At 41.3% G+C, this 25,271-nt stretch carries 18 protein-coding genes; 5 read left to right on the top strand and 13 right to left on the bottom strand.

Going from position 1 to position 25,271, the window contains the following annotated elements:
- Positions 1 to 3: 3 nt before the first annotated feature.
- The 4 genes from JN11_RS21805 (at position 4) to JN11_RS21790 (ending at position 6,692) form a co-directional block, all read left to right on the top strand.
- Positions 4 to 1,344 (top strand): TolC family protein, encoded by a 1,341-nt coding sequence (locus JN11_RS21805; protein WP_144916125.1) that lies wholly within the window; start codon positions 4 to 6, stop codon positions 1,342 to 1,344.
- A gap of 3 nt (positions 1,345 to 1,347) precedes the next feature.
- On the top strand, positions 1,348 to 2,406 hold the full coding sequence (locus tag JN11_RS21800; protein ID WP_144916123.1) for an efflux RND transporter periplasmic adaptor subunit: 1,059 nt from the start codon (positions 1,348 to 1,350) through the stop codon (positions 2,404 to 2,406).
- An 11-nt stretch (positions 2,407 to 2,417) separates the two neighbouring features.
- Complete coding sequence (locus tag JN11_RS21795) at positions 2,418 to 5,528, top strand: efflux RND transporter permease subunit (protein WP_144916122.1); 3,111 nt, start codon at positions 2,418 to 2,420, stop codon at positions 5,526 to 5,528.
- Between the two features lie 144 nt (positions 5,529 to 5,672).
- Positions 5,673 to 6,692 (top strand): hypothetical protein, encoded by a 1,020-nt coding sequence (locus tag JN11_RS21790; protein WP_144916120.1) that lies wholly within the window; start codon positions 5,673 to 5,675, stop codon positions 6,690 to 6,692.
- A 104-nt stretch (positions 6,693 to 6,796) separates the two neighbouring features.
- Here JN11_RS21790 and JN11_RS21785 read toward each other — a convergent pair whose 3' ends face one another.
- The 8 genes from JN11_RS21785 to JN11_RS21750 all read right to left on the bottom strand — a co-directional run bounded on the left by JN11_RS21785 (position 6,797) and on the right by JN11_RS21750 (position 19,017).
- The gene (locus JN11_RS21785) at positions 6,797 to 7,009 is read right to left on the bottom strand and encodes a hypothetical protein (protein ID WP_144916118.1); all 213 of its coding nucleotides are present in this window, start codon (positions 7,007 to 7,009) and stop codon (positions 6,797 to 6,799) included.
- A 313-nt stretch (positions 7,010 to 7,322) separates the two neighbouring features.
- Positions 7,323 to 10,136, bottom strand: coding sequence for a M16 family metallopeptidase (locus tag JN11_RS21780; protein ID WP_144916117.1), 2,814 nt, complete (start codon positions 10,134 to 10,136; stop codon positions 7,323 to 7,325).
- A gap of 23 nt (positions 10,137 to 10,159) precedes the next feature.
- Positions 10,160 to 11,245, bottom strand: coding sequence for a TlpA disulfide reductase family protein (locus tag JN11_RS21775; RefSeq protein WP_170227824.1), 1,086 nt, complete (start codon positions 11,243 to 11,245; stop codon positions 10,160 to 10,162).
- Positions 11,246 to 11,367: 122 nt separating this feature from the next.
- Positions 11,368 to 12,756, bottom strand: a complete 1,389-nt coding sequence (locus JN11_RS21770) for a RagB/SusD family nutrient uptake outer membrane protein (protein ID WP_144916114.1) — start codon at positions 12,754 to 12,756, stop codon at positions 11,368 to 11,370.
- A 12-nt stretch (positions 12,757 to 12,768) separates the two neighbouring features.
- Positions 12,769 to 16,179 (bottom strand): SusC/RagA family TonB-linked outer membrane protein, encoded by a 3,411-nt coding sequence (locus tag JN11_RS21765; protein WP_246139071.1) that lies wholly within the window; start codon positions 16,177 to 16,179, stop codon positions 12,769 to 12,771.
- Positions 16,180 to 16,448: 269 nt separating this feature from the next.
- Positions 16,449 to 17,570, bottom strand: coding sequence for a FecR domain-containing protein (locus JN11_RS21760; RefSeq protein WP_144916110.1), 1,122 nt, complete (start codon positions 17,568 to 17,570; stop codon positions 16,449 to 16,451).
- A gap of 120 nt (positions 17,571 to 17,690) precedes the next feature.
- Positions 17,691 to 18,263: an RNA polymerase sigma factor gene (locus JN11_RS21755; protein ID WP_144916109.1), complete on the bottom strand. Its 573-nt coding sequence runs from the start codon at positions 18,261 to 18,263 to the stop codon at positions 17,691 to 17,693.
- 385 nt (positions 18,264 to 18,648) lie between these two features.
- Positions 18,649 to 19,017: a winged helix-turn-helix transcriptional regulator gene (locus JN11_RS21750; RefSeq protein ID WP_144916107.1), complete on the bottom strand. Its 369-nt coding sequence runs from the start codon at positions 19,015 to 19,017 to the stop codon at positions 18,649 to 18,651.
- 261 nt (positions 19,018 to 19,278) lie between these two features.
- Here JN11_RS21750 and JN11_RS21745 point away from each other — a divergent pair, with 261 nt between their 5' ends.
- On the top strand, positions 19,279 to 19,680 hold the full coding sequence (locus JN11_RS21745; RefSeq protein WP_144916106.1) for a hypothetical protein: 402 nt from the start codon (positions 19,279 to 19,281) through the stop codon (positions 19,678 to 19,680).
- 179 nt (positions 19,681 to 19,859) lie between these two features.
- Here the strand turns inward: JN11_RS21745 and JN11_RS21740 are convergent, their stop codons facing one another.
- Genes JN11_RS21740 through JN11_RS21720 form a run of 5 tightly spaced genes read right to left on the bottom strand, consistent with a single transcriptional unit; the run spans position 19,860 to position 25,244 of the window.
- On the bottom strand, positions 19,860 to 20,450 hold the full coding sequence (locus tag JN11_RS21740) for a LutC/YkgG family protein (protein ID WP_144916104.1): 591 nt from the start codon (positions 20,448 to 20,450) through the stop codon (positions 19,860 to 19,862).
- 15 nt (positions 20,451 to 20,465) lie between these two features.
- Positions 20,466 to 21,842 carry a lactate utilization protein B gene (locus JN11_RS21735; protein ID WP_144916102.1) on the bottom strand — a complete coding sequence of 459 codons (1,377 nt, stop codon included), beginning with the start codon at positions 21,840 to 21,842 and terminating at the stop codon, positions 20,466 to 20,468.
- Between the two features lie 6 nt (positions 21,843 to 21,848).
- Positions 21,849 to 22,583 carry a (Fe-S)-binding protein gene (locus JN11_RS21730; protein WP_144916101.1) on the bottom strand — a complete coding sequence of 245 codons (735 nt, stop codon included), beginning with the start codon at positions 22,581 to 22,583 and terminating at the stop codon, positions 21,849 to 21,851.
- Positions 22,580 to 23,962, bottom strand: coding sequence for an FGGY-family carbohydrate kinase (locus JN11_RS21725; RefSeq protein ID WP_144916099.1), 1,383 nt, complete (start codon positions 23,960 to 23,962; stop codon positions 22,580 to 22,582). Before JN11_RS21725 ends, JN11_RS21730 begins: the two co-directional genes overlap by 4 nt.
- Before the next feature lie 7 nt (positions 23,963 to 23,969).
- A complete protein-coding gene (locus JN11_RS21720; protein WP_144916097.1) occupies positions 23,970 to 25,244 on the bottom strand; it encodes a TIM barrel protein in 1,275 nt (424 codons plus the stop codon).
- Positions 25,245 to 25,271 lie beyond the last annotated feature (27 nt).

The following is a 25,271-nucleotide window of genomic DNA, read 5'->3' as shown; positions in this document are numbered from 1 at the left end:
ATTATGAAAAAAAAAATGTTACTGGCCCTTGTTTGCTTTATTCCCTTTCATTTGCTTGCCCAGCAGCCGCAGCAATGGAATTTAAGGGATTGCATCGAATACGGCCTCAAAAATAACCGCAATGGTGTAGTCTACGATAATGATAAAAAGGCCGCCGATGAGAAAGCGAAAGAAACGCTTTCTGCTTATCTGCCATCGTTGAATGTGACCGGCACTTTTGACGATAATATCAGGGTGCAGGAATCGGTAATCCCAGCGGGTTTATTTGGCCCGACACCACTTAAATTAGCTTTTACGCAAAGATATAATACCAATGGTTTAGTTGAACTTGATCAAACCATTTATGACCAATCATTGCTAATAGGGCTTAAGGCTAATAAGTACAGTAGGCAACAGGCGGATCTGAATATCAAACAGAGTCAGGAAACTATCATCTACAACATTGGTAATGACTATTACCAAACCTATGTTTATCGGGAACAGCTCCGGCTATTAAAAGGAAATCTGGAGATCTACCGCAAGCAGATGGAGATTTCAACTTTGCAGGTTAAAAAAGGTGTTGCCCTGCAAAAAGACTTGGACAAGGTTACAGTAAATTATAATAACGCTGTTTCTCAGATCAGGGTTGCAGAAAGCAGTCTGACACTGGCACAGAACCAGCTAAAATATGATATGGGCTATCCCATCAACTCTGAATTACCTGTTGATACCATTGCGCAGCAAAACCTCTCAAATCCGTCAGCTGCCGATTTAGCTTTTGACGAATTTTCTGCTGAAAACCGGACCGATTACCAACTTTCCCAGGTCAACTTCAAACTTTTAGTTATTGACCAAAAAAGAATCAAGGCCGGTGGACTTCCTACCTTGACAGGGTATGCCAAATATGGTGCAGTCGGTTTTGGAAATACTTTAGGACCTTCATTTAATGATCTAAACCCTTATTCTGCAATTGGATTAAAACTCTCTATTCCCTTGTTCAATTTCTACAAAAGAAACGCGCAATACAGCCAGGCTAAATATAAAAGTTTGAATGCTGCCGAGAACCTCAAACTGGATTCCGGTAAATATGCTTTGGAGTACCAAAGTGCGAAAACAAAAATGGTTAAAGCGCAAAGTAACCTGGAGAGCGACAAGCGCAATATTGAATTGGCTGAGTCCGTTTTCAGAACCACCGATTTCCAATATAAAAAGGGAGTGACCGATCTTACTGACTGGCTCGATGCAAGGAACTCGATCAAAGACTCTCAAAATAATTATCTCAATTCATTATACAGCTTTTATCAGGCCAAACTTGATCTGGAAAAAGCCTCCGGTAACCTTAAATCTTTCTATACCTCACTATAAGTTATGAAACGTAAATATATTTTCGGCCTGATCATCCTAGTCATCATTGTACTAATAGTCTTCAGGCTTGCTTCGAATAAAAGCACGCTAAATAAAAAAGAACAACCGTCAAAAGACACCGTGGTACAAATACCGGTTAAGGCTGTCGCGGCTAAAGAGCAACAGGAGGTGATTAGCCTGGTTAAAACCGGGGCCGTTGCGCCCTTTAAGGAGGCTAAGGTGCTTTCTACAGCTTCAGGAACCATCCGGCAGCTCCGCTTTAACCTAGGCGATCATGTGAGCCAAGGACAAATTTTAGCGGTGATGGACACGCGCTTAATGCAGTTGGACCTTCAAAAGTCGGAGACTAACGCAGATAAACTTCGCCGTGATCTTCAAACTTATACCGAATTATTACAGGGCCAAGCCGCTACACAAGAGAAAGTGAATGAGGTCCGTCAAAATTATTTGGATGCCGTAAACCAGGTCGCTCAGAACAAAAAGCAGATATCGGACGCGGCAGTTAAAGCCCCGACAAGTGGGGTAATAGCTGAAAAGCCGGTTGAGGATGGCGTATTTGCTAATACAGGTACCCAGATCGCAACCATCGTCAATCTTTCACAAGCGAAAGTACAGCTAAATTTGACAGAAACTGAGGTGTATCAGGTAAAAACGGGACAGGAAGTAAAGATAACCAGTGATGTGTATCCCGGTCAGGTATTTAACGGCAAGATCACCTTTATCAGTCCACAAGCCGATGATACCCATAACTATAGTGTTGAGATCATTGCAGATAATAAAGAAAGTTCATTGCTACGTTCGGGGACTTTTGTTTATGCCGATTTCTCCCGCAAAACGTCGCAAAATATTTTGCTTATTCCACGCGATGCTTTAACTCAAAGCATTAAAGACGCTTCGGTATTTGTAGTTGAAAACAATGTGGTGTATCAAAAGCCTGTTAAAACCGGAATTGAGGTGAATGGTATGATCCAAATTATAAGCGGCATTAAAGCAGGCGATATGGTGGTAACCTCCGGGCAGATTAACCTGAAAGATGGATCAAAGGTCATTATTTCCAAATAAAACCAACAGCGATGTCACTAACAGAAATTGCCGTTAAACGGCCCTTATTAATAGTTGTAATATTTACCGTACTGTTTATATTCGGCATACAGTCTTATTTCAGTTTGAATTACAACCTGCTTCCCAAAATTGATGTGCCTACCGTATCGGTAAGTACCACCTACCCCGGAGCGGCGGCAGCTGAAGTAGAAACTTCAGTTACCAAAAAACTGGAAGACGCTTTTTCTTCTGTAGAGGGGCTTGACCAAATCACATCAACTTCGCAACAAGGCGTATCGCAGATAGTGGTACAGCTCAAAAGCGGTACAGACGTGGATCAGGCGGAGCGTGATATTCAACGTAAAGCTGATCAGGCTCAAAATGATTTGCCCGATAATATTGACAAGCCCATCGTTAATAAGATCAACCTGGACGATGCGCCCATTCTAAAAGCGGGTATTACCTCCACTAAATCCCCCCGCGACCTTTATGAGTTTGTAGACAAACAACTACTACCACTTTTACAGAACGTACCAGGTGTTGGACAGGTCAATGTTACCGGTGGTGACGAACGGGAAATACAGGTCAATATTGACCAGAATAAGTTGAACGCTTATGGGCTTGGTATTGCACAAGTAACCGACGCGATTAGCAAAGCCAATCAGTCTTTTCCTGCCGGTAGCATCGAAACCCGCAATCAGCAGATGTCCATTCAATTTGATGCCAATGTGGTATCTATTGCGCAGATCAGTAACCTGATTGTACTCCAAAAACCCAATGCAGGAAGCGTTTACCTGAAAGATATTGCCGAAGTAGTGGATGGGACTGCGAAAACTACCGCTATAAACCACATCAATGGCATACCGTCTATCGGCGTGCAGATAGTGAAGCAAAGTGACGCCAATGCGGTTGATGTGAGCGAAAAAGTGAAGGAAAAGTTTACCGAAATAGAGGGGCAATATAAATCGGAAAACCTAAAATTTGCGGTAGCGTCTGATCAAAGTATTTATACACTCCAGTCCGCCGATGCAGTAATGGAAGATCTCGGTCTTGCAGTATTGATCGTAGGCGTAGTAATGTTGGCCTTTTTACACAGTTTCCGAAGCTCCATGTTTGTGCTGGTTGCGTTGCCATCATCGATCATTCCAACCTTTATCGCGATGTACGCATTAGGTTTTTCATTAAATCTGATGACGCTGATGGCGATGTCACTTGTCGTAGGTATCCTCGTCGATGATTCCATTGTGGTACTGGAAAATATTTATCGGCACCTGGAAATGGGTTCCGATAAACAGAAAGCTGCGCTGGATGGTCGTAGTGAAATCGGCTTTACAGCCATTGCGATAACGTTAGTCGACGTGGTGGTGTTCCTTCCTATAGCCTTTGCAGGTGGAATTATCGGTTCCCTGCTTCAGGAGTTTTCGCTTGTGGTTGTATTTTCAACCTTGATGAGCTTGTTTGTTTCCTTTACGGTTACTCCTTTACTGGCCAGCAAATTTGGTAAGATAGAAAAACTGAATGAAAAAAGCCTTTGGGGAAAGCTTAACCTCGGCTTTGAACATTTCTTGGATCTACTTAAAGAAGATTACGGGAAATTGCTAACTATCGTACTGGCCAAAAAACGTTATCTCTTGTCAGGAGTCATTGTACTGATCATTGGTGCTATAGCCTTGATCCCACTCGGATTTATTGGCGGGGCCTTTGTGCCCAGTACGGATCAGGGCGAAGTGTTGATTAGTTTGGAACTGGCTCCTTCTGCTTCGCTTTATCAAACTAATATACTTACACAACAGGCAGAAAAGCTAATCATGGCTCAACCTGAGGTCATCCATGAATTTTCCAGTATTGGGTTTGTGACTGGAAGCGTTGCCGGAACTACTAATAACAGTAACCTGTCTGAAATCACCATCAGTATGGTGGATAAGAGCAAACGAAAAATAAGTGCGGAAGATTTTGGCATCAGGATGCAGGAGCAACTCAGTAAGGTAATTCCCGGTGCAAAAGTCACAGCAAGTCCAACATCAATCACTGGTGGCGCAAATACTGCACCTATACAAATCGCAATAAAGGGTATTGACCTTAAAGCCGTGCGTAAGGTAGCAGAAGAGTATAAAAAAATGGTAGCATCTGTTCCAGGCACCCGCTTCGTGGAACTTTCTGTAAAGGATCAAAAGCCACAAGTGGAGATCAACCTTAACCGTCAAAAAATGACTATGCTAGGGCTTGATGCCAGCCAGGTAGGCGCAGCGCTGCAAAACGCCTTTATCGGCAACGATAAAAGCAAGTTCAAACAATCAGGCAATGAATATAAGATCCTGATCAGCCTTGATAGTTTTGACCGCTCCAACATCGATGATGTCAAAAAACTGTCGTTTACCAATAATAACGGGCAGACATTTTTACTCAGCCAGTTCGCCGACGTGGCCGAAGGCTTAGGAGAAACGGTGTTGCAGCGGATTGACCGATTGGGATCAATAACCGTAAATACTAATGTTGCCGGCCGACCTAGCGGGTCTGTGGCAGATGATATTAAAGCCAAAGCAGCCAAGATTACATTACCTGAGGGTGTATCGATTGAATACCTGGGCGATGTAAAAAACCAGGGGGATGCCTTTGGTAGTTTAGGTTTTGCTTTAGTAGTCGCTATTGTACTTGTTTACCTGGTTATGGTAGGGCTATACGAAAATGCTGTTTATCCGTTTGTAGTACTCTTTTCTATTCCTGTAGCACTGATCGGCGCCTTGCTCGCGCTGGCGCTGACGATGCAAACCCTAAATATATTCTCGATGATCGGGTTGATCATGCTGTTGGGACTGGTATCGAAAAACGCGATTCTGATAGTCGATTTCACCAATCACCTAAAAAGTGAAGGACATCCGGTTAAAGTAGCATTGGTTGAAGCGGGTAAAGAAAGGCTCAGGCCGATCCTGATGACTACGCTGGCGATGATTTTTGGTATGCTGCCTATCGCGATAGCTGCAGGTGCCGGTGCTGAAATAAAAAACGGTATGGCCTGGGTAATCATTGGCGGGTTAACCAGTTCGATGTTGCTGACACTTTTTGTAGTGCCATCCATGTACCTCATTATAGACCATTTATTAGATAAGTTTTCGAAGAAAAAAGCAGGTAAGAAAAACCTGTAATTAAAACTGCAACAATAATTATATATAGCCAATTAGAATAGGGTCTGCCGGCTTTGTTCAAAAAAACAGGCGCAACGGTTGTTTAATCTTAATCTCCGGATGAACCGGTGACCCGATTTCTGAATTGGCATGAAAAACTCAAATATGAAAACTAAATATCTCCTGGTATTGCTACCACTTTTCCTTACGCTCTCCGCATCCGCTCAAACTGACAAACAGAAAGTTACCGCAAAAATGATTGATTCTATAAAAATGGCGATGTTGTCGCAATATGCGGAGAGCTATCCTGTACTAAGACAAGGATTTTTGGCGACAGACTTTATAGCCGGCAGAACAGTTACCGGTGAACTCAACGGAAAAGACCTTTATCAGGGAAAGATGGGCATCGAACGTATCCGGTCTAATTTTAATATTCCCCTGGCGCAATGGGGCAAAAACATCATAACCGGAACGGTCAGTTATCAGCAGATCCATTTGGAAACCGATGATGTAACCAGTTTCAGTCCCTCTTTTCCAAGTACTGACCAAAGCGTAAACAAATCAACGGTAGGTTTAACAGCAACGTTCAGCAGGGCAGATTCAATTTTTAATCATCCGATAAACTATTCGGGAAGTGTATCAGGGCTAACGGATGAAGCTTCGTCTATTAAAAGGGTAAATTATATGGGATTGATTACTGTTCCTATAAGCAGAAGTAAGTACTCTTCATTTACAGTAGGTGTAGTTGTGACCATTGACCCGTCTACTGTAGAACCCGTGATTCCAATAATCAGCTACTGGCATAAATTCCAGGCGTCCGACCTGGACCTTTATGTAGACTTCCCGTCAAGAATCGCTTTACGAAAACAGATTTCTAAAAAAGCCTGGGCAACCTTCGGCAGTGAGCTTGGAGGCAATATTTACTTCTTTAATCTTAATCAACCTTCACTACCGCAAAATAACATCTATAGTACTATAGACATCAGGTCAGGTGCTACCTTTGAATATCTGGTGACAAAAAAATTGGTACTTGGCGTTAGCGGAGGATTATATACTGCAGCCTCATCACGCATGTTTGATCACGACGATAAGCCAGATCAATATTTTTTCAGGACAAGTAATGGTTCTTCTCCTTATATCAGTTTTTCTATATCATTTCTGCCGTTTATAAAAAGCTTAAAATAGTAGCATGAAGCCAATTACTGCCACCGCGAGTGGTATATAATTCAGTTGCTTCCAGCCAAAGCGCCCGTTCATATCAATGAGGTACTTGATATACCAGTGGCAGGTTACAATGGAGCTGATGTCGAGTGCTCCGGCAAAGCTGCCGAAAAGTGGATTGCCGGTGGTGATGACACCTCGTCGCGCGAAAACTTGATCGCGAAACAAGCAAGGATGGCTAATAGCAACTTATCACTGGTCTTTAAAGGGGTTTTGAGAACCAGGATCAGCACAATACTGATGATTGCCGGAATAATTTCGATAGATATTAAAAAGTGCATGTTTACTGCACGGGTAGGGGGGCACCACGTTGGTTTACGGTGTGAATATAGGTAAATCCGTAAAATTATCTTGATTTTCCGTGCCCAGATAAAATAATATAGTAGTGCGATGTGCAAAGTGGTTATAAAATAAGCAAGCCTCAAGTTTTTAGACTTGAGGCTTTTGACTTTCTTTTTAGCACAGTTAAAACCATACCCTTACTCAAGGGGTAGGCTTTTAACTATTAACTGGTCCTTCATTAACTAGATAAAGGCGTATAAAGAACAGAGTATGATTTCAGACCATTATTAAAATGGCTATGGTGCAATATTTCTAATTTTTATTCTCCGGCATCAAAACCAATTTGATATAATTTTTTCCGCTCAAATATTTCTGAGCTGTTTCTTTCAAACTCTCTTGTGTTATATTCGCCATGTTAGCCTTATAATCATTCACCTGGTTTAACGGGTTATTATCCTGTAATTGATCATTCAAATAGCCGAACCACCAATCATTGGTCTTTATATTGATCTCGTGGGTACGCTGTTTCTCAGCTTTGTATTTATCGATATTAACCACTGGCGGGCCCTCTGTTTTAAGCTTGGCTATCTCATCTAATGCTGAAGCAATCAGTTTATCAACATTTTGCGGCGCACAACCAAAACCAACACCAAAAGTGTAATGAGGGGTAGGGTATTTATCGGTACTTGCATAGGCACTTGGGCTGTATACTCCACTTTCGTCTTCGCGCAAGCGCTCTAATAGCCTAATTTCCAATACTTCTTTAAGCGCATCTAATTGGTACTTTACCTGGGCTGAGGAATCAAGATCGCCGGTAAAATAAAGTTCTACGGTAGCTCTTGGCTCGCTGCCTTTGTAGATGGTTTTTTCGATACGGCCTTTTGGCGTATGGATAGCCAGGTCTTTAGCCTGCTGGTGGGAGTTTGTTGATGGTAATGATGCAATATATTTTTCCAACAATGGCTTGATGGTTACCGTATCTATGTTACCTACAAAAATGAAGGTCATTCCGGATGCATCTGCAAAGCGCTCTTTGTAAATGCTGCAAATTTTATTGAGGTCTATCTGATCCACCATTGCCACGGTTGGTGGCATATGCCGTATATCGTAGCCACTCATAATAGCCGCTATCGAATCTCTGAATACAATATTCGGGTTATTACCCCTGTTTGCCAGGCCAGCCTTTGTACGTTTAATGATATTATTGAATTGAATTTCGTCTTTACGAGGTTCGGTTAAGTAAGCATATAACAATTGGAAAGCAATTTCCAGGTTTTTAGGTATACTGACCCCGGTAATACCCTGTGTTCGCTCGGAAATAAAAGGCTGAACACCCAATTGTTTTCCCGAAAGATATTTGTCTAATTCTGTTGTATTATAGTTACCCGCGCCAAATGAGTGGATCATACCACCGGCATTAGCCGCGCTTCGGAAATCTGCATCAGAATATAAAGAGGTTCCACCAGCAGAGAACGCGCTGAACATGATCTCATCATTTTTAAAATCGGTAGGTTTTAATAACACCTTAATACCATTACTTAAAGTAATTGTAGTGATATTAAGTTCGCTATTTTTTTCTTCTTTAGTTATTTTGCCGGGAACAGGATTGTTAATCAATAATGGTTTACTGCTAACATCATCGCTATAAGGTTTAAGATCCTCTGCATCAACTGCTTTTAACCACTCGTTAACGGTGGTTTCCGAAGGTAAAGTAGCTTTGTCCTTGTCTTGACCCAGTATCAAAATATCTTTATTATCATTACGAACATAAGTTTCAACAAGCTTGTTCATGTCTGCAAGTGTAATCGTTGGCAACATAGCCTTGACCATTTTATATTCGACATCAATACCCGGCGCTGCTTCATTTTTCAAAAAGTTATTAAGATATTCACTCACATAAGCTTGAGAGTTTGTTTTGCCTTTCGCCCTTAACATATATTCTAAATTATTAAAGTAGCTCTCTTTAACGCGCTCCAGTTCTGTAGCGGTAAAACCGAAACGTTTAACGCGTTCCACTTCGCGCCATACCGATTTCAAGCCTACCTCTAATTCGTTTGGTTTAGCAACAACACTTGCATCAAACATATCCAGTCCACCTAAAAAATCTTCTATGCCTGTACCGCCTTGTATAAAAGGCGGATCGGCCTGTCTTGAAAGTTCGCCGTAACGAGCCCTCATCATACTATTAAATAATTCCTTTACTATAGCTTCACGGTATTCTGCTTCGGTAGTTACCGGGCCTGTTTTGTGTTTGATAATGATCTCAGCCGTAGTGCTGGCCATTTCCTTATCGGTTACCTCCATAAATTGGTTACGGCCGGTAAGTTCAATACTGTATTTGGTACGTACCCTTTCTTGTTGAGGGTTTTTCAGATCGCTGAATTTGGCTTTAACTATTTGTTCAATTTGGTCAACATTAACATCACCAACAATGATAAGTGCCTGAAGATCCGGGCGGTACCAGTCATGATAGAAGCTGGCGATAGTTGGTCGTTTAAAATTGTCTAATACCGTGTCTAAACCAATAGGGATACGTACGGAGTAACGTGAGTTATTTAAAAGCTGGGGCCAAAACTGGCGGCGCATACGTTCTGCGGATCCTTTTCCTAAACGTTTTTCTTCCAGAACAACACCGCGTTCCTTATCAATTTCTACCGGGTCAAGGGTGGCTTCCTGTGCCCAATCGCGCATGATCTCGATACCGTTCTTCAATACTTCAGGATCATCGGATGGTAATGGCAGCTGGTAAACTGTTTCATCAAAACTGGTATAGGCATTAATATCAGCGCCGAAACGCACACCTTCTTTTTGCAAATAATTCACCAACTCATTGTGAGGAAAATGTTTGGTCCCGTTAAAATTCATATGCTCCATAAAATGGGCCAGGCCGCGCTGATCCTCATTCTCCAATACCGAACCTACTTTGTTGGCCAAGTAAAATATTACACGATTTTTGGGCTCTTCGTTATGGCGGATATAGTAAGTAAACCCATTAGGTAATTTACCGGTACGTACGGCAGGGTCAAGCGGCAAATCGCCAACCTGTTTTTCAGGGGTTTGCGCAAACAATGCACAAGATGTAAACACCAGTATTACCAGTGATTTTAATCGAAAATTTATATTCATCGTTTTTATTTGTTCAGCAAGGGTCAATTCAATAATCGTTTCAGCGTGTTTTCTAACATCGCACCTCTGATATTTCTCGCAACAATTTTTCCGGATGGATCAATCAGCAGGTTACTTGGGATAGATAGTATTCCAAAATCGGCAGATACCTCATTTTTCCAGCCTTTCAGATCTGATAATTGCGTCCAGGGCATTTTATCATCCTTTATGGCTTTTTTCCAGTTAGCTGCTTTATTATCTAATGAAATTCCAACAACAGTAAATCCTTTGTCTTTATATGCATTGTAAGCTTTCAGCACGTTAGGGTTCTCTGCGCGGCATGGCCCGCACCAGCTGGCCCAAAAATCAACCAATACATATTTTCCTTTAAAACTGCTGAATTCCACGGGGTTGCCACTGGTATCCGGCTGTGTAAAATTTGTCATTGGAGTTCCTATTCGGCTTTTTTTGAGTACTTGCAGCTTTTCGGTAAGTTTTTTACCTGCGTCAGTTTGTTTTGCCGACTCATCCAGCAAATTATACAGGGCTTTGACCTCATCGTAGCCACTACCGCCCATGGTACGCCTTGTGATCATGTATATGCAGTAATAACTTTTAGAATGATCTGATATAAACTGTTTTACCTTGATCTCCTTTTGTGTTTCAAGATCATTCAGTTTTTTGTCTATTGTCACTTTTTCTTCTGCAGATGCTTGCTTGTATCCGGAACGAAGCGGAGCTTCCTGATCAGTTATATCTTTAATATACTCACTAAATGCTACAGCATCTTCCTGTATTTGAGAACCCGTTATTTTATAGGTTTGCATGGAGTCTTTAACACCCGTAAGCTTGATATGACCCGGCTGTGCAAAAAAAGAATAACTGCTGCGGTTCACAGTTATTGACATTATCTGAGGATCAAATGAATCTGCTTTCCAGGTAAATATATCGTTGGATGCTTTCACGCTATCCGTTTTGAATACCCCATCCTTGCTATAGCCAATTTTAACAGTCGCACTACCCAAACCCTTCATCTGGCCCGAAAGTTCTATATTTTGGGCATGGGCAATTATGCTTAACGAACACAGCACACTAAGCAAAATAACGTTGTACAAATTCTTTTTTTTCATAAGGCATTTCATATTGTAAGTGAATAATTGTAAGTGAATAATAGATTCACTTTCCGGGGTATCATCGCATGCCCCGGAAGTGAATCTTAAAATCTGTTTATTATCAAGAATTAATTTCTTAATTAATAACCCGGATTTTGTGTCAATAAATTATCTAATTGTATCTGTGCCTGCGGTACCGGATATAACTCAGCATTAGCGGTAAAACCTGTCTTTTCTGCGCCAAGCACTGCTGCCGCTGTTCCGGTCCTTTTCAAATCAAACCAGCGATTGCCCCATTCACAAAAAAGCTCTACCTGGCGCTCGTGCATAACCGCGCTTAATACAGCAGCCTGTGATGTTGCTGTACTGGGTGCTAATCCAGCCCGGGCACGTATGGTATTTACATCTGCTAAAGCCTGTGTGAGGTTGTTCAATTGTGCGGCAGCTTCGGCGCGGATCAGGTACACTTCGCCTAATCTCAATACCATTTGATCTTCGGTTGTTACGGTTGGATCTAAATTTTTATATTTATTCGCATAATAAAGCGTCTGGTTATTTACTGATGTTGAGCCTATCCAATTTTGCAGGCGTTGGTCTCCGGCCTCAAATGCATTTAACAAAAACGGTGTTACCAGGTAATTAGGGGTTGCTCCGGAATATTGAGGTAGAAAATTTGCTGCATCACTATATACTGAATATAGACCATTTGCCGGCAATTGCCATATAGCTTCATTACTGCCATCAAGAAATACACCATTTAAAGGAACATTGGCCACACTATATAAACCGGAATTGATAACCGAATTGGCTTCATTATAAGCACTTTGCCAATTGCCCAGGTATAAATCAACTTTTGCAAGCAGCGCTACTGCTGTATACAGATTGGGACGAATATGCCCTGAAGAAGGATAAGCTGCTGTTAATTTTTTTTCGGCATCGGTAAGGTCGGCCTTTATCTGGGCATATATTGCAGCAGTAGTAGCCCTCGGCAGACGGGCTGTCACAGCATAATTTGTTGTGGTTACCAGCGGTACGCCACCAAACATATTCACCAGGTTGAAATAATACAGGGCACGTACAACCTCCATTTCTCCCGTTATCTGCTTTTGGAGTGCAGCAGATAAAGCACTGTTATTGGCAACACCGCTCAATACCGAATTTACCTGGAAAATGCTTTGGTAAGGAAGTGGCCACAAGTTGCTAGTAACGCGGCCATTTAATGGGGTTAAGGTATAGGTATAGAATTGCTGCGCGTCGCTTGAGATGCTGGTTGTCAATTCGTCAGCAGAAAGTGCGGTGCAAATAGTCAAATTTCCATCACTATAAGCAAAACCGTTCCCTGGATTATAAGTATAAACGCCGGCAACAGCGGAAATAGTTGATGCACTATCAGCAAATTCTTCCTGCTGGGAAACAAATGAAGGTGGATTTGTGGGTATCTCGATGAGTTTTTTGCAGGATGCAAGTAACCCGGCAACCAACAAAAGGCCGATTATTATTTTATTTATATTAAAAAAAATCTTTTTCATAACCATTTTTACTTAAAATTTGAGATTTAAACCAAATGCCAGAATACGCTGTATCGGAAAAGAGGTATATGAACCGGGTAGTTCCGGATCCCCCACTTTATAGTCGGTGAACGTCAGCAAATTTTGGCCATTCATAAACACGCTTCCCCCTTTTACATGTATCTTTTTAAGAAAGGCATCAGGAAGTTGGTAAGCCAATGAAACAGTTTTTACACGCAGGTACGTATCATCGGTGTAAACTCCACTTGACTTTGAAAAATCCAGCGCAGTGTTAAACGCGGCAGAACCGTAACCGCTTGCTAATCGCTGCAACTGGGTAACATCGCCGGATGCTTTCCAATAATTATTAAGCACTGCCGTAGGTTGATTAAATTCAAATCCAATTGGATAAGAGGTATATGCTTGCGCTAAGTAACTTGGCGCGTTCTGGCTGGAAAATTGACAAAAAATATAAAGACTGAAATGTTTATAGCTGAAATTATTCCCAAAGCCTCCCTGATATTTAACTTCCTGATTGGCAATAGGAACCTCGTCACCACCAACTGCGGCCACGCCACCAGTAGGGTGAGAGGTAACCGTTTTCCCGTCAGCCTTGTAAAACTCAAACAATCCGGTAGTAGGATTTACATCCTTGTATTTATAACCGTAGACGATAGAGGTTGGCTGCCCTATAACGTACATCTCGTTATAAGAAGAATTTTCCAGATTTGGAAACGAAATCAATTTATTTCGGTTAAAAGACAAATTAAAGTTAGTTTTCCAGGAAAAATCTTTGGTTTTAATGTTAGTTGAGATGATTGAAAATTCAAAGCCCTGGTTCTGAACCGTAGCATCTAAATTGCCAAGTACCGATGGTAGGCCTGATTGTATGGGCAAAGGATAATTTACTAACTCGTTACTTTCACGGTCCCTGTAGAAAGTAGCATTAAATAAAAGGCGGTTATTAAAAAAGCCAAGATCTAACGCTATGTTCAAAGATTTTTTTAGCGCCCAGCTATAATCAGGATTGTAAAGGTTATAAGGAGAAGTTGGTGTGGTGCCCTGGAAACCAGGGACATATTGAATAGTTTGGTATAAAGTATTGTATTGGTATGCCTGTACACCGTCGGACCCGGAAGTTCCATAGCTACCTGATAGTTTACCATAACTCAATATAGACGGAGCGTTTTTAAAAATTTTCTCCTCCGTAAATATCCAACCGGCACCAACAGCGCCAAAATTACCAAATTGTCTCCCGGGGCCAAAATAGCTGGAGCCATCCCGCCTGCCTGTCAAATCAAGGATGAACTCACTGTTATAAATGTAATTTAAACGGGCGAAACCTGCACTGTATTTATAAATATTGGAGGCATCAAAAGCGGATAATGTTGTAGCACCGTCAATCGATCCGAGAAGGTTATCGTTTGCATACCCGCTTCCCTCTATCTGGGTTGAATAGCTCGTATTCTTTTTATAGGTTGAACCCACCAACGCGCTAAAAACGCCTTTGCCAAAAGTTTTGTTGTATTTAATTTGTGGCTCTATGTTAATGGTTTGGTAAGTGGTATTAGCAAAGGTTGAGGTGGCGATGACATCATATCCTGCCGGATTTTGTGCCGAAAACGGATTAATATTATGCTCGCTTGTCGTATTACGGTTATAACCGATATCAGCACCTATGGTTAACCCGTCCACTATTTTATAGGAAATATGAAATGCGTCATTAAAGTTATAATTCTGCAAAGTGGTAGGCTGCTGCAATCCACTATAAAATTGATCACTGGTTAGATCCACTCCCTTATAGTTCCAAATTAAACCACCGGACGGACTTAACAAATTGGGTAAGTTCGGCGGCAAAACTATATCCTGCCCGCCCCCAAAAGCTGCGGAATTATTTTGGTCATAACCAAAATCACTGGTCATATCTATGGTAAGGCGTTTATCTGTGGAGAGATGGTGAATGTTGCTGTGAAATGTAAATCGCTGGTCAGCAAAATCACCAGGATAATTATAGGTTGATTTGTTATAACCGGCCGACATGATAAAAGTATTATTAGCCGTGCCGCCAGACAGGCTACCATGCACATCGGTATTACTGGTGGTTTTACCATAAATAACCTTTTCCCAGTTGGTGTATTTGCTCTGATCAAAAATTATAGCGTCAGGAGCATAAGGCTGCGGATAAGCATACGGATTGCTTGTTGGTATTACCCCATCTGCTGCAAAGGCATCTTTTCTTAATTGCAGGTATTGCTGTGTATTCAACATTTGAACAGGATCGGCAGCCGAATTGAAGCCTGTGTTTACATTCAGATCAAACGTAGTAGCACCGACTTTTCCTTTTTTAGTGGTAATAATGATAACACCGTTAGAACCTTGAGTACCATAAATAGAAGTTGCGTCGGCATCTTTTAGTATGGTGATGCTTTCAATGTCAGCTGGATTAATGTTGTTAAAAGGGCTGAAACCTCCGCCAGGTTGGATATTACCCCCTGTGAAATTACTTGTATTGACCAGTGAGGATATTTGACTGATATTATTATTTTGTGCCGCGAACGGAACACCATCTATTATAAATAAGGGTTGATCGTAGGGTTTTAGATTGGTTGTATTAGTAAGTGAACTGTTATTCAAACTATTTTGGCCCCTGATCTGAGCTGTTACCTGCGACCCGGGTATGCCGCCGGTGGAGGTGATAACCAAGCCGGGAGCCTGGCCTTGCAATGCAAGTAAAGGGTTGGTTACCGGTTGCTTTTCGATATCTTCGGCAGTAACGGTAGAAACGGAGCCGACGCTAAAACGCTTGGATTCGGTGCCATAAGCGATGACTTGGATTTGATCAAGTGCCGAAGTTGAATTACGCAGTACTAAATTGAGCGTCAAATCCTTGCCATCCACTTTCACAATCTTTTCCAGTTTGCTATAACCTATATAAGTCACAAGCAATGTGTAACGCCCTGGTGGCACCTTATTAAAATGAAAATCACCCTTATTATCAGTGGCTATACCATAAGACATTCCATTTATACTAAGGCTTACGTTTGCGCCTATCACAGGTTGCCCCAGGCTATCAACTACTTTTCCGTTTACATCTGCGGGAAGGGCAAGGAGTGTGGCTACTTTGTCTTTGACATTATCGAGAAAGCTGGGTTCCTTTTCTTTTATTATAATCGTATTATCAACAATAGTAAATGTTAACGGTTGACCTTCCAGGCATTTATTTAAAGTTTCTTGTAAGCTGGCGTTAGTTAACTTGATGTTTACCGGGGCCAAATTATTTAACAGGCTTTTATCAAAAAAGATAATGTACCCGCTTTGCTTCCTGATATCTTTAAATACCGTTTCCATAGAAGCATTTTTTTCATTCAGGGTGATTTTTTGCGCATAACCTGCCGCAGCTACATGAAGACAAACGACGGTGGTTAACAATATAATCAGTTTCATAACCAAAATGGTTTTGAGAAGTGCGCTCCGTTTAAACCGCACGGAGTTAAAGAGCGTATAAAAATTCATACATTTGTTTGTTAGGGTTAAATACTTGATGATCTCGCAAGATTTTATTCTTCCCGGATTCCGGTTAGAAAAGGGTTGACCCTGATATTGAACCGGCAGTGTTTCCAGCACTTCCGGTTTTTTTTATGGCTCCCTGATTTTTTAAGTCCTTATTTTTTCATAAGCCTCCGCTTTTTTAGGGTTAATCAATGGTTTCTCAATTAAGGTTTTATGATGATTTTATTGTTTTCTACCGTACAATGGATATTATTCGCTTCCAATACCTTTAACAAGCTTGATAAATTTGATTTCCTTGAAATACCACCCTCAAAACGGCGGTTAGGTATTTTACCCTCGTATACCACATCCACATCATACCAGCGCGACACCTGCCGCATAATAGTTTGGATGTCTTCATCATTAAATAAAGTCTGACCATTTTTCCAAGCCGCCGCTTCCTCTACATCAGCATCCTTTACCTGAATATCGTCTTGCTGTAATTTAGTGATGGTCGCTTGGCCTGGTTTTAATATCGCTTTGTGGTTTCCTTTCGTAACCCGGATACTACCGTTGATTAAAGTGGTTTTAATTACCGGCTCATCATCGTAGGCATTGATATTAAATTCAGTTCCAATATCTTCAACTGTTTGCCCGCTTACTGCTACACGGAACGGCTGAGCCGCATTGTGAACGACTTCGAAATAGGCTTCGCCCGTAATGGAAACGCGCCTTTCTTTACCATTAAAAGTAACTGGATAGGTAATAGAAGAAGATGAGTTTAACCATACCTTAGTACCATCTGCCAATACCAGCGGAAATTGTTCCTTCCGTTTAGTAGTAAGGGTATTGTAGGCAACTTCAGCAACCTGGGGTTGTGCCGCGTCCTTTTGCGTGTAGGTTACCTCACCGCCAGAAACCATGCTAATAGTTGTATTTCCCTGCTGGGCCAGCTTGCCGCTTAATGATTTTGTCAATGCTATTTTCTGACCGCTAGCAAGGGTAAGCGTAGCTTGGTTTGTCCCTGGCAATATTTCATGTTGCTCGTTTTGGGCAATATGCTGAGGCAACGGCTGCCGTATTAGAAAGTAGCTCCCTGCTGATAAAATAACTAATATGGAAGCGGCAGCGGCTATACGTGGCCATAATGACCTTTCTTTACCCAATTTTAATGGAAGCTGTCCTTTTAAAAATTCAACACTTTCATCCAATTGTTCCGGACTAAGTTGATCTGTACTGTTTTTGGCATGTTGTAAATACCAGGTTTCCAACAATGCTTTTTCACCCGCATTGATGACTCCGCTCTCGTATTTCTTTAACAGTTCTATAGCTTTTTCTTCATTCATAACCAATAAGGAAAACCTGTCCCTTTATGCAATGACAGTTAAGTAAGCCTATCGTCATAGACGATCATGAAAAAAAGTTAAAAAAATGTAAAGAAAAGATGAAATTGGCGTTAAACAGGTCTATAGGAAAGGCAAAATGCTCATAATTGAAGTTAATTTTAACCTTAAATTCTTAACAGCATTATAAACCTGCTGCTTGGCGGTCTTATCCGTAATGTCAAGTTTTAGAGCAATCTCTTTGTAGGATAGTTCTTCTCTTTTGTTCAGCAAAAATACTTCCCGCATTTTAGGGGGCAAGGCAGCTATTTCCTGTTCAATGATAACAGCAAGTTCTTTGGCCCTAATCAATTCATCAGTAACTGCATGACCAACCTCCATAAAGTTAACTATGGAATCGGCATATTTTGCAACGATCTTTTGATGCGACATACGGTTGAAAATACGGTTACGTATGGCCGTATAGAGATATGATGAAAGTGATGTATTTAATGCTATACTTTTCCTGTTTTGCCAAAGCGTGAGCAAAACATCCTGAACCACATCATTGGCTTCGTCCTGATTCCCTAACAAACGGTAAGCGTGTGCGACCAGTAATTTTGAATAACGTAAAAAAACTTCGGTATAGGCCAATTGGTCGTCTTCCTTAATCAAAGACGCTAATTCATTATCCGTGAATTTACCGTATGCAGCCATCGTGAGTTTAAGATTGCAATTTACAGAAATTTAATTTGAAAATGAAAGTTGGGTAATAAGCGTAAACTCTAAATCACTATCTTACCTAAAAACTAGGTTGAAATTAACGGTCCATTCTCATTGCCCTTTTCTACTCATCTGGATTTTATATATCGTTATCTGAAGGTCAATCGAAGGTTCTGCCTCATCCTTAAATTTTAAAGATGCCTTGAATTAAATTGAATGCGCTTTGATTTTTAAACCATACCAGCGGAAGCTTTAATTGTTCTACTAAATGGCTTGATTATGTGCGGTCTGGGGAGCTTTAAAATCAATAAAAAAGGAAATCTTTTGGAGTATAAATTTTTGACGGGATAATCTATCTGTTGCTGTGTTTCGCGGTTTTCTATTTGTCATTTATAAGTGTACCCCTGTGCATCCTTCCCCAGGCACCGAGAGCCATTAAAACCTCCTTTAATGTATCGCTATATTCGGTTATTTCGTATTCATAAATATCAGGGTTCTGAGAAATTAAACTGCGCTTTACAAACTTGTTTAGTTCCAGGTCTTTTAACTCATTCGAAAGCACCCTTGACGAAATTCCCTCTATTGTACGTTGCAATTCGTTAAATCTTTTATTGCCCGATCTTAAAACGATAATGATTTGCAGTTTCCATTTTCCACCAAAGACAAACAATGCATCTCTTACAGGTTTAAGGTGCTTAATACACGCTATCTCAGTGAATTCAACTTTAACATTTGGTGCTTTTCCCATAATAGCGATTAAGTGATAAAAAGGTTAGCAAATAGATTTTTTTATATAAATAGCTTTGTAACAGTAAAGATACAAAATTGAATTTAGTTGCCTCAAAGAATGACAGAAGAAAACTTTATTAAGTTGATTAATGGATGTATAAGGAAAGATAGAGCATGTCAAAAGGCCTTGTACCAGCATTATTACGCCTCTTCAATGGCTATGTGTTTGCGATATGTTGATTGCCGGGCAGACGCTGTCATCTTACTTAATATGGGTTTTATGAGGATATTCAAGAATATCAGGAATTTTAATAAATATATGCCTTTTGAACAATGGATAAAAGATGTTTTGATAGAGTGTATTATAGATGGACATATTGAAAAATTTAAACATATTGTAATACAACATACTTTCCATATTCCTTCAAACGAAATAGATTTCGACAATATATCATTGGAGTATAACGACCTTATATCAATCTTGCAAAGTATACCTGCCTGTTATCGTATTATATATAATTTTTACGTTGTTGAACTCTTTACAGCTCTACAAATAGCCGATCTGCTTTGTATTACTGAGGCAACAGGGGGATATTTATTGATAGAAGCAAGAAATTATATAACGGCTATTGTCACTAGGCTGCAGCCTATACAGGTTGTTAACCAAAGGTCAACCGGTTAATTATTATGACTATTGGTTGTTAAGAATAATAGCAATAACGCAATTAAAATTGTCGTCAACCAGAGGCCGTGTTTAGCATCCTTTGCGGTTTCTCTTCCTGTTGCAAACAATTATATTGATCGCAGTGGAATTTTGAGACTCATAGCGGGAGAAGTTTTCTTAGTTGGCCATTCGTCCTGCTAACCCATTACATAGACGGTCATACTTCTTGGGCCGTGGGCGCCGATGACTAAAGACTGTTCAATATCCGCAGTTTTGGAAGGACCGGCAATAAAGGTTCCAAATCCGTACCTGGTACGACTAATCAACTCATAGGAGTCGTGCATGGTTGGCACGATCATCTCCCAGTCTATGATCGCTACTAAATGCTGCGTAATAAAAGGTAATGCCCTGTTTACCATTTCTTTATCCGTTATCCAGACCGCACCGTTTTCGGCTACACCGAATTGTCCCTTTAATATCGCCACATCAACATCATGCAAGCTGTGAACCGGGGTTGATAGGTCGAAATTTTCTGTACAAAGCATTGCCAATTCTTTCATTGGGCTGATGACTTTGGCATGATCTCCATATTGTGCTTTTATCATGTGGAGGATTTCGCCATAATCCGAAACATAGGCTATTTTCCCACCGACAGCATTTAAAGCTGCTGCAAATTTTGACAAAGAACCCTGCGTACTGGTTTTAAAAACGGATATATCCGGCAGTCCCGCTTTTTCGGGCTGATTTTCTTTGACTGCTTTTAAAATGGAATCCCTGCTGCTCATCATTTATCTGCTGGTAGTTTAGTTTTTCTTGTTTTGTTTATACCATTCGCTGAATGACAATTCGGGCGCCTCCGGCATATCGCGTTGCCGATACCACGGATTCAGTTTATTATTTACTGCAAATGGTGCATTTTTTAGTACCCATCGACCCGCTTTACCTGCCATGTGATAGCGACCAGGCGAAGAAAGCGTCCAGGTCATAAGCTGCATGCCAGCTTTTTTTGCGGTAGGAGTATAGCCATTTTTTACCAGTACCTGCCGCCATTTATAAAGCTGTTCATGTATATCAATTTTTACCGGACATACATTTGAACATGAACCGCATAGCGTTGATGCAAAGGGGAGGTCTGCGTATTTTTTCATATCCAGGTTTGGCGCCAGAATGGAGCCGATTGGGCCTGCTACCGCTGTATGATAGCTGTGTCCGCCACTACGGCGGTATACCGGGCAGGTGTTCATGCATGCAGCACACCGGATACATTTTAAAGAATTCCTGAAATCCTTACGGCCTAACTGCACGGTGCGGCCATTGTCGACAATGATGATATGTATTTTTTTACCTTCCCGTGGTCTTTTGAAGTGGCTGCTGTACGTTGTAATGGGTTGACCGGTTGCGCTTCGCGTGAGCAGACGAAGGAAGACGCCAAGATGCGCTCTTTCGGGTATTATTTTCTCAATGCCCATACTGGCTATATGAACTTCTGCCAGGTGAGCGCCCATATCGGCGTTCCCCTCGTTGGTACAAACCACAAATTCCCCGGTTTCTGCAATCGCAAAGTTAACGCCCGTGAGGGCTAATTTACGGGTAAGAAAAATCTCGCGTAAATGTTGTCGCGCTGTTTCTGTCAGGAATTGCGGATCGGATATATTGGCCTCAATGCCTAAATGCTGATGGAATAATTCACCGATCTCTTCCTTCTTTTTGTGAATACAGGGCAAAACGATATGACTGGGTGGTTCGGCGGCTAATTGAACGATGCGTTCGCCCAAGTCGGAATCAATTACTTCGATACCCCGCTTAGCCAGATATTCATTCAGGCCGCATTCTTCAGTCAGCATTGACTTACTTTTAACGATACGTACAACATTTGCCTCATTAATTATTCGATGAACTATCTGATTATGCTCGGCGGCATCAGCCGCCCAATGTACCTGTAATCCATTGGCTATAGCATTTTGTTCAAACTGCAATAAATAATCATGCAGATTGGAAAGCGTGTTATTTTTTATCTGCGATGCTGCTTCCCTGAGGCTTTCCCACTCGGGGAGCTGGTGAGCGGCCTTGTCGCGTTTTTCGCGTATCCACCAAAGGGTTTCATCGTGCCAGTCCACCCGGTCTTCATCACGATTAAATTGTTGTGCAAGTGCTGAATGATCTTTAGTTGTTTGCTCCATTGACTCTTATCCCGCGTTTAAAATCTCTGCTATATGTATCACTTTTACTTTGCTTCCCTGTCTTTTTAATATACCCTCCATATGCATCAGACAAGACATGTCGACTCCGGTAATATACTCGGCGCCGTGCTCCAGATGATCGGCAACCCTGTCTTTACCCATTTTTACCGACACGGCTTCTTCTGTTACACAAAATGTTCCGCCAAAGCCGCAGCATTCATCTTTACGGCTAAGCTGTAACAGGTCAATACCGTCTACCATTTGCAAGAGACTTAGCGGTTTTGAAAATTCCGGTGCAACCAGTTCTGTCATTGAACTGATGTGTAAGCCCCGTTGTCCATGACAGCTTTGGTGAATACCTACGCGGTGCGGAAATTTAGCAGAAAGTTTTTTTACTTTGAGTACATCAGTTAAAAAAGCAGTAAGCTCATATATCTTGTTACTGATGCTTTTAGCTGCTTCAGGCTGTTTATCATCATGCAAATGATCGCGTATATGCAATACGCAACTCCCTGATGGAGCTACTATGTACTCAAATTCTTCAAAATTCTTTATAAATAATTCATTACAGCCAATTGTAAGGTGCTCAAAACCAGAATTAGCCATTGGCTGACCGCAGCACGTTTGCTTTGGCGGATAAACCACTTCAACACCCAACTTCTCCAGCAGCTTCAACGTAGCTATAGCTGCGCCGGGATAAAACTGATCTACATAACAAGGAACAAATAAACCTACTTTCATAGCGGAATAGAGTGAGGAGCTGAATAATATTTTAATTTGACGATATCGGCTGGCAGCAGCTTTTTGTTCCAGCTATCATGAATGGCTATTGCCGTACCCAGGGCAGTTGCCTGCGCCATTGATGCAGCAAATACTTCCATGTCTGGGAATGCTTTTGCGAGTAAATTCATGAAGATGGGATTTTTGCTGAACCCACCATCTACGAATAGCTTGCGAATTTTCAGCCCATTCAATACGAGTGCTGTAGAATGGTGTTGCTGTTCAACAATATCCAGCATGAGCTGGTGGTAAGCCTCAGTATAATTCATAAATGTAAATAAATCTCTTCCGGTAAATCTTGGCTGCTGTCCTGAAACCGGCTGCGATTGTATGTCGATATCACTTTTGAGTCTTTTAATGATATCAGCATCGTACGCAATATCTTCAAATATAAAAGTATCGACGTTAAAATGGGTAGCAATTCTTTTCATCTGAAACTCATGCTCATTTCCCGCAAATAAGCGAGAAGCCTTTACCGGAGCGCCTTTATATTGGATGTAACAGAGGCAATCGTTTTTCAATTCAATGGCGGTAAGCGGTGTGTTGTTAAACGGATTCAGGCTAATGCACCATGTTCCAGTGCTTATTAAAACGAAAGGCTCCGTAAAATTAACCAGGTAGGGAATGAGCGCTGCAGAACTGTCATGCAAACCAGTACCTACTAAAAAGCTTGATGGCCCTTCGGCATTTTGGAGGACGGTATCTGAGGGGGTGAGCGGTGCGAACTTTTCAAAAATATGTTCCCGATAAACCCATTCATGATAGTCGTTTCGCTCAAAATCCCAAAGACCTGTGTGGCAGCCGATGCTGGTAATATCCGTAACGGGCTGTTTTGTTAACAAATAGCTGAGGTACTGCGGCAAATGCAGACTGTACTTTATTTTGTTAAAGAGGTAGGGTTTCCGATACTTGATCTGGTAAAGCTGCATGCCTGAATTTAAGTTACCCAATACAGGGGATGACGTTTCCTTTGCCATCTTCTCTTCACCACCATAAGCCTCGTAGAACTGATTTTTTATGCTTTCAGGATATTTCTGAAGATAATTATATAATGGTGCGATAACCTTTCCGTTTTCATCAATGTGCACGAGGCTTGCCCCGTATGTGGAGAAATTTACAGCAACCAACGTAAATTCATTCATTTTGTTTACTTCTATCAAAGAATCAAAGACAAATCGCGTCAGGCTGTCAATATTTTCACAAGGATAACCTTCATCATCAACGATTTCAACAAAGCGTGCCGATTTTTCATAAACAATATGATAGTGCTCATCAAAAAGGAAAAGCTTTTTGTTGGTTTTACCCACATCAAATATAGCTATTACAGGTATTGCACTCATTTTTTAATTATAGCCCTGTGGCTACCGTTTTTAGTCCGCGTTCTTTTATCAAGTTTCCTCTGATGTTCAACTTACGAAAGGCGCCGATAGGATCCAAAGTACCCCCATTACGCAATGATGCCTCTGCCACTAATGGACGAACATCAGTGCGATATGCCTGCTGCAAGATCTCCTGAGCTAATGTTACGTCGTTGTTATTTTGAGCTGTTACTAATGCGGTTTTATCAACTAATAAGGCTTGTGCATAAGCTATTTTGATAGCCTGAACAGATTGTAATAGATCTTCAATCGGATCTTTTACATTGTGTGAAGCATCTATCATCCAGCCAATTGACGTAGCATGATCCATACCTTTTGCATCCATTCCCTCCACCAATTCATTAAATATCAAGAACAATTGGTAGGGGTTGATACTCCCAACCGTTAAATCGTCATCCCCATATTTGGAATCATTAAAGTGGAAACCGGCAAGTTTGCCTTCCATGAGTAACAGTGAAACTATCTGCTCAATATTGGTGCCTTGCAGGTGGTGACCCAAGTCAACCAGGGTGCTTGCCTTGGCGCCTAATTTATTAGCTAATAGGTAAGACTGACCCCAATCGCCAATGGTAGTTGAATAAAAATTAGGTTCGTAGGGTTTATACTCTACCCAAATTTTCCAATCATCTGGCAAAGCCGCGTAAATCTCCTCTAAGCTTTCCAAAGTGTTCTGAAATGCCTTGCGGAAATTAAGCTGACCGGGAAAATTCGATCCGTCAGAAAGCCAAACCGATATCGCTTTGGATTCCAGTTGCCTTCCGTATTTTATTACTTCAATATTGTGCTCTATGGCTTGTTTGCGGACGGCTTTATCAATATGGTGCAGTGAGCCAAATTTGTAGCTCAGTTTTTGATCCTTTTGATCCTGAAAGGTATTGGAGTTTACCGCGTCGAAGTGTAACCCATGTTGAGCAGCCAATGCTTTAATGGCTACTGCATTTTTAGGAATATCCCAGGGGATATGCAGGGATATGGCATTGCTGGATTTATTCAAAGCATGAATAAGACCTACGTCTTCAATTTTTTCCTCTAGGCTCCGCGGTTCGCCACCGCCGGAAAAACGGCCGAAACGGGTACCACCTGTACCCAGGGCCCAACTCGGTATAGCGATATTGAATACACCTAATTTTTTAAGCACATCATCAATATTGCTGATATCTGCGGCTACACCATTAAACCGCCACTGGTGCTTTTTAGCTTGCTGATGATTTAACTCGTCAATAGTATATTTCTCTAATTGCATCTCTTTAGCTACTGATTATGGAATATT

Source organism: Mucilaginibacter frigoritolerans (genome assembly GCF_007830615.1).
In the GTDB taxonomy this organism is placed as follows: domain Bacteria; phylum Bacteroidota; class Bacteroidia; order Sphingobacteriales; family Sphingobacteriaceae; genus Mucilaginibacter; species Mucilaginibacter frigoritolerans.
This window is presented reverse-complemented; position numbering and strand designations above follow the sequence as displayed.